6 protein-coding genes are annotated in these 12,357 nt (G+C 43.0%); 4 read left to right on the top strand and 2 right to left on the bottom strand.

The genetic code is table 11. From position 1 onward, the window contains the following. The first annotated feature begins 87 nt into the window (after positions 1-87). The 4 genes from AAHJ11_RS00575 to AAHJ11_RS00560 all read left to right on the top strand — a co-directional run bounded on the left by AAHJ11_RS00575 (position 88) and on the right by AAHJ11_RS00560 (position 7,370). Positions 88-2,910 (top strand): glycoside hydrolase family 78 protein, encoded by a 2,823-nt coding sequence (locus AAHJ11_RS00575; RefSeq protein WP_413578896.1) that lies wholly within the window; start codon positions 88-90, stop codon positions 2,908-2,910. A 94-nt stretch (positions 2,911-3,004) separates the two neighbouring features. Continuing rightward, on the top strand, positions 3,005-4,339 hold the full coding sequence (locus AAHJ11_RS00570) for a glycoside hydrolase family 28 protein (RefSeq protein WP_195650378.1): 1,335 nt from the start codon (positions 3,005-3,007) through the stop codon (positions 4,337-4,339). Between the two features lie 56 nt (positions 4,340-4,395). Next, the gene (locus tag AAHJ11_RS00565) at positions 4,396-6,360 is read left to right on the top strand and encodes a DUF3826 domain-containing protein (RefSeq protein WP_298044585.1); all 1,965 of its coding nucleotides are present in this window, start codon (positions 4,396-4,398) and stop codon (positions 6,358-6,360) included. Positions 6,361-6,590: 230 nt separating this feature from the next. Next, entirely contained in the window at positions 6,591-7,370 is a 780-nt protein-coding gene (locus tag AAHJ11_RS00560) for a patatin-like phospholipase family protein (protein WP_413578894.1), read from the top strand. Positions 7,371-7,468: 98 nt separating this feature from the next. Here AAHJ11_RS00560 and AAHJ11_RS00555 read toward each other — a convergent pair whose 3' ends face one another. Further along, on the bottom strand, positions 7,469-8,356 hold the full coding sequence (locus AAHJ11_RS00555; RefSeq protein ID WP_195650381.1) for an SDR family NAD(P)-dependent oxidoreductase: 888 nt from the start codon (positions 8,354-8,356) through the stop codon (positions 7,469-7,471). 112 nt (positions 8,357-8,468) lie between these two features. After that, complete coding sequence (locus tag AAHJ11_RS00550; protein ID WP_413578891.1) at positions 8,469-12,335, bottom strand: family 78 glycoside hydrolase catalytic domain; 3,867 nt, start codon at positions 12,333-12,335, stop codon at positions 8,469-8,471. Positions 12,336-12,357: the final 22 nt, after the last annotated feature.

Below are 12,357 nucleotides of genomic sequence, written 5' to 3'. Positions count from 1 at the left end.
AGCTTTACGCGATCATATTTCTAAAAACCGTGAAATCCGTGTAATCCGTGCCTGATTTATCGTTTATCAAATAAAGATATATGAAAGATGAATTTTAGAAATTATTTTCTTTTAGTACTGCTTTGTCTGCCATGTTTCATGCAGGCGAAGAATATAACAATCAGCCGTCTTACTTGTGAAATGCAGGAAGGTTTGGTTGTAGTTGAGGGGGCACCTCGTTTGGGATGGGCGATGGAATCACCTCAAAACGGGACACGACAATCAGCCTATGAAATAGACATTCGGGAAGCTTTTACAGGACGTCAAATTTGGAATAGTGGAAAAGTCTATTCTTCACAGAGCCAGCTGGTTTCTATAAAAGGGGCAGATATACGTCCTGATAATCCGTTCAATTATAGTTGGCGTGTTCGTGTTTGGGATGAGACAGATGCACCCTCTGAATGGAGCCGTGAAGCACAGTTCCGCTCTGCTTCCTCAAGACTTTCCGAAGGAAAATGGATTGGAGCTATCACTCGTCAGAATGCTCATTTGCCGGAAGGACGCAAGTTTCACGGTGGAGAGTTGAAGAAACCGGAGGTAAAGGCAGCTTGGGAAGCAGTGGATACTTTAGCAAAGAAAAGTATTTGTTTGCGCAGAACATTCCAGGTGGGAGATACAACAGAAGGGAATACAAACCGTCAATCAAGCAAGAAAATAGTAGAGGCAACCGCATACGTTTGTGGCTTGGGATTCTATGAATTCTCTTTGAATGGCAAGAAAGTGGGCAACAGTGAATTTGCTCCGCTGTGGAGTGATTATGATAAAACTGTTTACTATAACACATATGATGTAACGGAACAATTACGGCATGGTGAGAATGCTGTGGGAATCTTATTGGGGAATGGATTCTATAATGTGCAGGGAGGACGTTATCGCAAATTACAGATAAGTTTTGGGCCTCCTACACTTTTATTTGAACTGGTTATTAATTACGAAGACGGAACATCTACTACACTCCGTTCTGACAATGACTGGAAATATGATTTTAGTCCGGTGACCTTCAATTGCATATATGGAGGTGAGGATTATGATGCACGTCGTGAGCAAAAAGGATGGAATCAGGTTGGCTTTGATGATAGTCATTGGCGTCCGGTAGTTATACAGGAAGCTCCTAAAGGAATACTACGTCCACAGATGGCTCCTCCGGTGAAAATCATGGAACGATATGATATTCAAAAGGTAACCAAACTAAATGCGGAACAGGTTGCTTCAGCTTCTAAATCGACAAAAAGAACTGTCGATCCTTCTGCTTTCGTGTTGGATATGGGGCAAAATCTGGCTGGCTTTCCGGAAATAACAGTACGTGGTAAACGTGGACAGAAAGTGACTCTGCTTGTAGCCGAAGCATTGACGGATGAAGGTGCCTGTAGTCAGCGACAAACGGGACGTCAACACTATTATGAATATACACTGAAAGGTGAAGGTGACGAAACCTGGCATCCTCGTTTCTCTTATTACGGTTTTAGATATATTCAAGTCGAGGGGGCTGTCTTAAAAGGACAAAAGAATCCGCAGAAGTTGCCTGTGTTGAAGAATATTCAATCCTGTTTCGTATTTAATTCGGCTAAGAAAGTTTCCACTTTCGAATCATCCAACCGGATATTTAATGCTGCCCATCGATTGATCGAAAAAGCAGTGCGTAGCAATATGCAGTCTGTGTTTACAGATTGTCCGCATCGTGAAAAACTAGGCTGGCTGGAGCAGGTGCATCTGAATGGTCCTGGGTTATTATACAACTATGATTTGACAGCTTATGCTCCGCAGATTATGCAGAATATGGCAGATGCGCAACATGCCAACGGTGCCATGCCGACAACTGCTCCGGAATACGTGGTTTTTGAAGGTCCGGGCATGGATGCTTTTGCCGAATCTCCGGAATGGGGTGGTTCTCTGGTTATTTTCCCATTTATGTACTATGAGACGTATGGAGATGACTCGTTGATTAAGAGATATTATCCGAATATGCGCCGTTATGTGGATTATTTGAAGACTCGTGCAGAGATGGGTATTCTTTCTTTCGGCTTGGGAGATTGGTATGATTATGGAGATTTTCGTGCCGGATTCTCTAGGAACACACCGGTTCCCCTGGTGGCTACCGCGCATTATTATATGACAGTAATGTATCTAATAAAAGCTGCGAAAATGGTTGGCAATGACTTTGACATTCATTATTATACTTCTTTGGCACATGAAATACTTGCCGCATTTAATAAATGTTTTCTCAATAAAGAGACAGCACAGTATGGTACAGGGAGCCAATGTAGTAATGCACTTCCGTTATTCCTCCAGATGACGCAGGATTCAGATGAACAAGGCAGTTATCAACCGGATGCAAAGTTGGATGAGAAAGTACTTATGAATCTGATTAAAGATGTGGAAGCACATGGCAATCGCTTAACGACCGGTGATGTGGGTAACCGCTATCTGATTCAGACACTGGCGCGTAATGGTCAGCACGAACTTATTTATAAGATGTTCAACCACGAAGAAGCTCCCGGATATGGCTTCCAGTTGAAATTCGGTGCAACCACCTTAACCGAGCAATGGGATCCCCGCCAAGGTTCTTCCTGGAATCATTTTATGATGGGACAGATTGATGAATGGTTCTTTAATTCACTGGTCGGTATTCGTCCATCTACTACTTATCAAAAGTTTATCATCGCTCCCCAGCCTGTAGGAGATTTGAAATATGTCAAAGCATCGTATGAAACTTTATATGGTACTATTGTTGTGGATTGGACTAGCCAGAATGGAACTTTCACTTTAAACATATCTGTTCCAGTGAATACTACAGCTGTTGTTTATCTTCCGGGAGAAAAAGAACCCAAAGAGATACAGAGTGGAACATATAAATTAGTTTGTGCAAAATGAAAGAACCTTTTGCATATATTTGTAGAATTAAAAAAACAATGTATTCATGATTTTTTAGAAGGCAATGATGAAATATAATTTAATAATATCGATTATGAATTTACGGACAATTCTTCTCGTCTTTCTTTGCTTCTGTGCAACCACAGTTCTTCGTGCCGAGCGTGTGGATATGTTGAAGGCCGGTGCAAAAGCAAATGGTAAGGCTCTTAATACAAAGCTAATCAATTCGACGATTGATCGTTTGAACCGTGGTGGCGGAGGTACTCTTTTCTTTCCTGCCGGGACTTACCTGACAGGAAGTATTCATCTGAAAAGCAACATAACACTGGAGTTGGAAGCCGGAGCTACTTTGCTCTTTTCTGACAACTTCGATGACTATCTTCCTTTTGTTGAAGTTCGTCATGAAGGAGTGATGATGAAAAGTTTCCAGCCTTTGATCTATGCGGTAGATGCCGAGAATATTACCATCAAAGGAGAAGGAACTTTGGACGGACAGGGAAAGAAATGGTGGATGGAGTTCTTTCGTGTCATGATTGATTTGAAAGATAACGGCATGCGTGATATAAATAAATATCAGCCGATGTGGGATGCGGCAAACGATACGACAGCGATTTATGCTGAAACGAATAAGGATTATGTAACTACGTTGCAGCGTCGCTTTTTCCGTCCTCCGTTTATCCAGCCCGTCCGTTGTAAGAAAGTAAAGATTGAAGGAGTGAAAATTATCAATTCTCCTTTCTGGACGGTGAATCCTGAATTTTGCGATAATGTAATAATAAAGGGGATAACTATTGATAATGCCCCTTCACCAAATACAGACGGGGTTAATCCGGAATCCTGCCGCAATGTGCATATCAGTGACTGCCATATATCAGTGGGGGACGATTGCATAACCATCAAGTCCGGAAGAGATGCGCAGGCCCGTCGTTTGGGAGTACCTTGCGAAAATATCACCATAACCAACTGTACCATGCTTTCGGGCCATGGAGGCGTTGTTATCGGCAGTGAGATGAGTGGGAGTGTGCGTAAAGTGACTATTTCCAATTGCGTATTTGACGGAACGGATCGTGGAATCCGCATCAAGTCAACCCGTGGAAGGGGAGGAGTTGTTGAAGACATTCGCGTTAGCAACGTTGTTATGAGCAATATTAAACAGGAGGCGGTCGTGCTGAATTTGAAATACAGTAAAATGCCCGCGGAACCAAAGAGTGAACGCACTCCGATCTTCCGTAACGTACATATCAGTGGAATGACTGTGACAGATGTAAAGACTCCAATCAAAATGGTGGGTTTGGAAGAAGCACCGATATCTGACATTGTTTTGCGTGATATTCATATTCAGGGAGGAAAACAGAAATGTATCTTCGAAAATTGTGAGCGTATCACGATGGATGATGTGATCGTCAATGGTGAAGAGATTAAAATGTAATCTTGCTCTGCATCTGATATCTTTATGATGACTTACTTAGAATCAAATAATTAAAAATGAAACGAATCCTTTTTACCATGCTTCTTGCTGCATCTCTTTCGGCTGAAGCGCAGACACAAACATACGAGACGGAATTTGCCCGTCCCTTGAATGAAGTACTGACGGATATTCAAAACCGTTTCGGAGTCCGTCTGAAATATGATATTGATACGGTAGGAAAAGTACTGCCTTATGCCGACTTTCGTATTCGTCCTTATTCTGTAGAAGAATCCCTGACGAATGTATTGGCCCCTTTCGATTATAAATTTGTCAAACAGAAAGGAAATATGTATAAGCTAAAAGCGTATGAGTATCCACGTCGTACGGATGCAGACGGAGAAAAGATGCTGGCTTATCTGAATACTCTTTATGCGGATCGACAGGCTTTTGAACTTCGTGCTGATTCTTTGAAAAAAGAAGTGCGTCAGCGTTTAGGTATCGATACTTTACTAGCTCAATGTGTTAAATCCAAACCTATTCTTTCGAAGATACGTAAATTTGATGGCTATACAGTGCAGAATTTTGCACTTGAAACACTTCCCGGCTTATATGTTTGCGGTTCTATCTACACACCTCAATCAAAAGGAAAACATGCCTTGATTATTTGTCCTAACGGACATTTTGGTGGCGGACGTTATCGCGAGGACCAGCAACAACGTATGGGCACTTTAGCACGTATGGGAGCTATTTGTGTGGATTATGATTTGTTCGGATGGGGAGAGTCGGCTTTACAAGTTGGCAGTGCGGCACATCGTAGTAGTGCGGCGCACACTATTCAGGCAATGAATGGCTTGTTGATTCTTGAGTCTATGCTTGCTTCCCGTAAGGATATTGATACCAGTCGTATCGGTACAAATGGTGGTTCTGGAGGGGGCACTCATACTGTTTTGTTGAGTGTATTAGATGGCCGTTTTACAGCTTCTGCTCCGGTGGTGAGCCTTGCTTCTCACTTTGACGGTGGCTGTCCGTGTGAAAGCGGAATGCCCATTCAACTTTCTGCGGGAGGAACCTGTAATGCGGAGCTAGCTGCTACTTTTGCCCCTCGTCCACAACTCGTTGTATCTGATGGTGGCGACTGGACGGCTAGTGTTCCTACTCTTGAATTTCCTTATTTGCAACGAATCTATGGATTATATAACGCGAAAGACAAAGTAACGAATGTACATCTTCCCAAGGAGAAACATGACTTTGGTCCGAACAAACGGAATGCTGTTTATGATTTCTTCGCAGACGTGTTCAAGTTGGACAAAAAGATGCTGGACGAAAGCAAAGTTACCATTGAACCGGAATCTGCGATGTATAGTTTTGGAGAAAAAGGAGCTTTGCTTCCCGAAGATGCCATCCGGTCATTTGACAAGGTAGCCGCCTATTTTGACAAGAAGGCCTTTGCTGATTTAAAATCAGATGCTTCTCTTGAAAAGAAAGCTATGGACTGGGTAGCTTCTTTAAAGTTGGATGATGAGAAAAAGGCAGGTTTTGCGGCAACAGCTATTTATAACCATCTTCGTAAAGTTCGCGACTGGCACAATGAGCATCCCTATACAACAATTCCCGAGGGTATCAATCCTCTTACAGGCAAGCCGCTTTCCAAGCTCGACCGTGAAATGATTGCAGATTCTGCTATGCCGAAAGAAGTACATGAAAGGCTAATGAAAGAGTTACGCAGAGTATTGACTGAAGAACAGATAGAACAAATCCTCGATAAATATACGGTAGGTAAAGTTGCTTTTACCTTGAAAGGTTATCAGGCCATTGTGCCCAATATGACAGAGGAGGAAACTGCTTACATCCTGGAACAGTTGAAGCTGGCTCGCGAACAGGCTATTGACTATAAGAATATGAAGCAGATCTCTGCTATCTTCGAAATTTATAAAACCAAATGCGAACAGTATTTCAATGAGCACGGTCGTAACTGGCGTCAGATGTTCAAGGATTATGTGAATAAGCGAAACGCAGAAAAAAAGGCCCAAGAAAAGAAATAAATAGGGGTAAGACCTTTTTTCCTTCCTATATATCGGAGTATAATCCGGGACAATAAAGAAGAATATAATAGAGCTATGCTTTGCAACAGACAAAGCATAGCTTTATCATCTCTAAAGCATAGCTTTATCTCTCATAAAACGCCGCTATAAATTATTTCTTCACGATTACTAAACATCTTTTTCGCTGAAAATGTGTTATTTTGTAGATAACTATTTGAAATGTAGATGATATGGATAAGCAAAAAGTAGCATTGGTCCTTTCTATGGGAGGAGCACGTGGGATAGCACATATAGGAGTAATTGAAGAATTGCTCCGTCACAATTTTGAGATCACTTCTATTGCAGGAAGCTCGATGGGAGCTATGGTGGGGGCGATGTACGCTTCAGGAAAGATGGAAGAATGTAAGGAATGGCTATATAGTTGGGATAAACGTAAAATGTGGGAATTGGTGGATATTACCTTAAGCCGGGATGGATTGGTGAAAGGTGACCGTTTTATCAAAGAACTGAAACAGATTATTCCGGACATGAATATTGAAGACCTGCCTGTCCCTTATGTAGCAATGGCTACGGATATTGTCCGCGATCAGGAAGTGAGGTTTGACAGGGGGAGCTTACATGAAGCTATCCGTGCATCTATTTCCATCCCCATGCTTTTCCGTCCATTGAGAAAAGACGGCATGGTTCTGATTGACGGAGGCATTCTGAATCCTCTTCCATTGGCTCATGTAAAACGCATTGAAGGAGATATCCTGATAGCTGTCGATGTGAATGCACCCCTCAATTCCGGAAAGAAAAAGAAAATATCTCCTTATAATCTATTGACAGAATCTTCAAGAATGATGATGCAACAAATCACTCGTTACCAGATAGAGCGTTGTCAGCCGGATATCTTAATTCAGATGTCCGGCGATACCTATGATATGTTGGAGTTTCATCATGCAGCTTCGATAGTGAAGACAGGAGTGGAAGTTACCCGAAGCGTGTTGCAAGAGTCTCATGGTGATTAATGATATGATAAAGACATATCATTGTATCTGATAAATATAATATTGGGCAATAATAGATATTATTATATCTGTTACAGAGGTGATGACTTCATTTCAAGTTACTCCGGATAAATCATCTTTTTCGTCATTCCTCCGTCAATCGTGATATTTTCTCCATTGATGAAATCATTGTTTTCTTCACAGAGAAACAAACACATACGGGCAATATCTTCCGGTTTGCCTACCCGTCGCGAAGGATGCTGTGAATGATCTTCCGGTCGGAGTTGGTCATAATCATGAGTTTGTATCCATCCCGGAGCAATAGAGTTGACGGTGATATTCCATTCGGATAACGACAAGGCCAGTGCATGAGTTAAAGAATAGATACCGCCTTTCGAAGCTGCATAACCTTCACTTCCCGGTTCACTCATCAGGTAACGTGTGGAGCAGATATTGATAATCCGGCCGTATGGGTTAGGAGAAGACTGTTCTTTACGATGTATGGCAAGCAGGCGGGAGGTGATAAATACAGGGCGTAGATTGATAGAAAGAATTTTGTCGAAATCCTCTACGCTCGTTTCGGTGATCGACGAAAATTGACTGATACCGACGTTGTTGACAATGATATCAATATCCTTCCAATCGGAAAGAATACGTTGCATGCAACTTTCAAGTGCATCCTTATCGCTGACATCGACTTTATGGAATATAGATCCGGTTGCTTTTGCAGTCTCTTGTCCCGCTATTTCATTTATATCACAAAAAGCGACTTGATTGCCGGACAGGCAAAAAGCTTCTACCATTGCCTTGCCTATTCCTTCCGCTCCTCCTGTTATAAATACTCTTCTTTTGGAGGGGGCTGATTTGGAGGTCATTGGAGTACACGAAGCCGATTCAGCCGGATGAACTGTTGTAGATTTCTTCTTACCATATTTCTGTGCTTGTTTCCAAGCAGCCTTTCTGGCTTCATATTGTTCCTGTTGTCTTTCTATATAATTATCTGCCATCGTTCTTTTTTATTTATTGGCAAATGTAAAATATAAAATGGATAAATACAAAGAATCGACTGCTCTTTTGCGGACAAAGGAGCGGTCGATTTTATTCAGATGACGGTTCAATTTAAAACTTCGTCGAATCTATCTCTGCATATTTAATTCGTTGGCGACGCCAAGTGTAAATGGCATGCAGTTTTCCGTCTTTTCCCTGGATAATACTAGGATAAGAGTATTGGCTGATCGGACTGTCTTCCAATGTAAGAACAGGCTTCCAGTTGATGCCATCTTCTGATACGGCTACACAAAGCGGAGTACGCGGACCTTTCGGAGTTCCGGGTAATGTAGAGAAATTATTGTAGATAAGTATATGTCTGCCGTCTTTCATTGTCACAGCATCCGTTCCGGAATTATTATTCGGAACATCCAGCAGCGTTACTTTACTCCACGTATCACCATTATCGCTGCTCCATGCAGTTGCTACTTGTGCATTACGTGTACGGCAGAGTACCTGTAATCTCCCGTCTTTATGCTTCAGAATACTAGGTTGTATCGCATAAACAGGTTTGGCTCCTTCTCCTCTGATCGCTTCTCCTCCTTCCTGATCGTCCACATTCATGCCACCTTTTTTACGGTTTTGGGTGGGGACGGATAACTCGGCATCCAGTGGACCTACCATCTTCCAGGTCTTGCCTTTATCATCGGAAATCTCGAAGTGAATACGCCATCCGTTACTTCCTTCCGTACTGGAAGGACAGATGATACGCCCATTGATATATTCCGGCTTATTCTTAATAGGTCCAAGAAAACCTTCCGGAAGCGGTTCGCGTTTGCTCCAAGTCTTTCCTCCGTCACGTGAACGAACCAGCCATCCTGTCCAGTCACTCACTTTCAGACCTATTTTATAGAACAGAATCAAGTCACCTCCGGGAATCTGGAAAAGAACCGGATTCCAACAAGCTTTTCTGCGGGCAATAAGTTTTCCTTTCTCATCTTTCACAGGTGTACAAGTTGAATCGATTCCAGCCAATGCAGCTTGTGAATCTTTGAGCAAGAACACACCGTCAGCGGCAAGTTTGGGGGCAGTCCATTCTTTGGAACCTTTCGGCTTACGACATACCCAGATGCAACAATCCGGATTGCGTTCTTTGGTTCCTCCGAAGAAAGAAGCTACGAGATCACCGTTCTTCAATTCTACAATCGTAGCTCCGTGACATTCGGGGAAAGAAGCTTTCTCGTACAGGAATTCATCACTTAGAATAGCCGTATTCCGGGTGGGGATGTCTACACTGAAGTGATATTTTCCCGATCCGATCTTTTCCTTCCGTCCATCCGGTAGGTGCACTTCACCTGTTGTATTGGCAGGAAGCTCGATGTCCCATTCCAAATGAGTAGGAGTCTTTGCCCACCGACTGGTTATTTTCCCGTAGATGCTCATGTATGATGCATCCACATTGCTTAACTCCTGGATTTCAAAAGCCGGTTGGAAAACGATATGTTTATAACCGGACTTCCAGCGGTCTGCACGAATACCTGCCAGATTATTGAAACACCAAGGTAATAAATCGCCTAAAAGCATCACGTGATTACCACTGTTCATTTCAGGATTGGCTGTATCACCATTCCATAATTCCCAAATAGTGGTAGCACCTTTTTCAACCATATATCCCCAGGAAGGATATGTTTTATTGGTAGCCAGTAAATAAGCTACATCGGCATGTCCACGACGGCTCAATTCACGCAATAACCATTGTACGCCGATTACTCCGGTACTTATATGTCCTTTGTTGGTCGTAATAATAGAAGCCACGGCATTTTGGGCTACCGCATTGATCTGATTTTTAGGAACCAGTCCGAAGGCAAGTGGCAAAATATTGGCAGTAACCGTGTTGTTGCCATAGAAAATACTATCCGGATATAAGGCATGTCCCGGCACGAGTGAGGTGCTTTCTTTTACGTGTAGGAAACGGGCGTTGAATGCATCTTTCATGCGATGTTCCAAATCTTCCCATTCTTTTGCGTCAGCTTCCAGTCCTTGCAGACTTGCAAAGCGGTGCATCAGTTGCAGTACCTTTAGATAATAAGCGGTTGCGATCAAATCTCCATCAGTCTTGCGGGATGGGTCTTTACTGTGAATCAACTCCAGTGATTCGGGTGGAACGCACCAGTCACCATATTTATCTTTGGTGATGATATATTCCTCTGTCATGTAGTATTCGCGGATATGAGATACCCATTTTTTGATAGCCGGATAATTCTCCTCGATCGGACGTTTGTCTCCAAAGTTTGTGAAAAGCATGTCGCAGGCCATAGGTAAAGCGGCAGGCCAGGTCACATTATCCGAGTAATAATTCCAGTATGCCGGGGCCACATCAGGAATACAGCCGTCTTCACGTTGTGCTTCGCGAATGTCACGCGTCCATTTGGTGTACATTGCATAATTATCGAAAAGCATACTCTCTCCCCAACACCCCATGGTACGGTCGCCCAACCATGGCTGGCGCTCATTTCGTTGTGGACAGTCTACCGGCATACCTTTATAATTACTCCGGATTCCCCAGAATGCATTACGGATAATCTTATTCAGAGTCTCGTCAGAACAGTTGAAAGTTCCGGTATGCTCCATTTCATCTTCTACTACCTCAGCTACGAAATCTTCAGCCTTCGCATTCGGATAACCGCTAACTTCTACATAGCGAAATCCATGATAGATAAAACGAGGTGCCCAGGTAGCATCTTTTGTTTCGCGTCCACTGACAACATATACATCTGTAGAACGGGCATCCCTAAAATTTCTGGTGTAAAGTTCACCATTGCTTTGCAGACTTTCTGCGAAACGGAGGCGGATACTGTCACCAGCCTGTCCTTTAACTCGGAAACGTACCCATCCTGCCATATTCTGACCGATATCCAAGATATATTTATTGCCGAGCTTTTTAATGGAAACAGGTTTCAACGTTTCTGTGACTTTCATACCGGGCATCATTTGCGCACGCAATGTTCCCGAAGGAATGCTCACACGTTGTGCCGGCATCCAGTTTTTGTCATCATACCCGGTTTGAGTCCAGTTTCCTAACTCTTTACGGGCGTCGTACTCTTCACCATCGTATTCATTATTGCTACGGATAGGACCGTCAGTTGTCAATTTCCAAGTGGTGTTTGAAGCAATCGTTTCTTTGCTGCCGTCTGCATATTCCACAATCAGATTCAACCGAAGTTTAGGATAGCCGAAAGTCGGTATCTTATACGGTTTATAGTTTTGGCGCATCGTATAGAAACGACCATTTCCGAGAGTTACTCCAATAGCATTCTCTGTTTGAAGCAACGATGTGACATCATAGGTGTTGTACAGAAGCGTTTTCCGATAGTCGGTAGGAGCAGGAGCCAGAACTTGATTGCCGATACGTTGTCCGTTGATAAACAGTTCATACAATCCCATTCCGGCAATGTGCACTGTGGCACGTTTCACTTCTTTCTTCAATGCAAATTCTTTGCGGAGATAGCGGGCTGCCAAGCGGCTCCATTGTGTTTCGCTGTCTCCGGGAGCAGCTTTATCCAAACCAATCCATTGCCCTTGCCAATCCGCTTCATTAAACAGTCCTGTAGTCCAGAAAGCCGGAGTACTCCAATCTGTTGTCCCCTTGTTGGTGTCGATTTTCACTTTCCAATAGTAGGGAGCATTACGCTTTAGCGTTTTTCCTTGATAAGCGATCCATTGGGAAGCGTCAGATTCAATCTTTCCTGAATCCCAGATATCCCCTTTTCCTTGTTCCAATAGCTCTGGGGAAGATGCAACAAGAATGTGATACGCAGTTTGTATCACATTCTGTCCATCCGATTCGATGCGCCAACTCAATCGAGGTTGGCGCACATCGATACCTGCCGGATTTTTCAACTGTTCTGTTCGCAGGTCAGTGATACCTATGGCTGCGTATATGGACCCGGTAAAGAGCAGAAGGGAAAATAGGAATAATATAAATATTCTTTTATTCATAAGTAGGTTTTCATCTATAAAT

Source organism: Bacteroides sp. 90-K9/2 (assembly GCF_047310725.1).
Lineage (GTDB): Bacteria > Bacteroidota > Bacteroidia > Bacteroidales > Bacteroidaceae > Bacteroides > Bacteroides vicugnae.
This window is presented reverse-complemented; position numbering and strand designations above follow the sequence as displayed.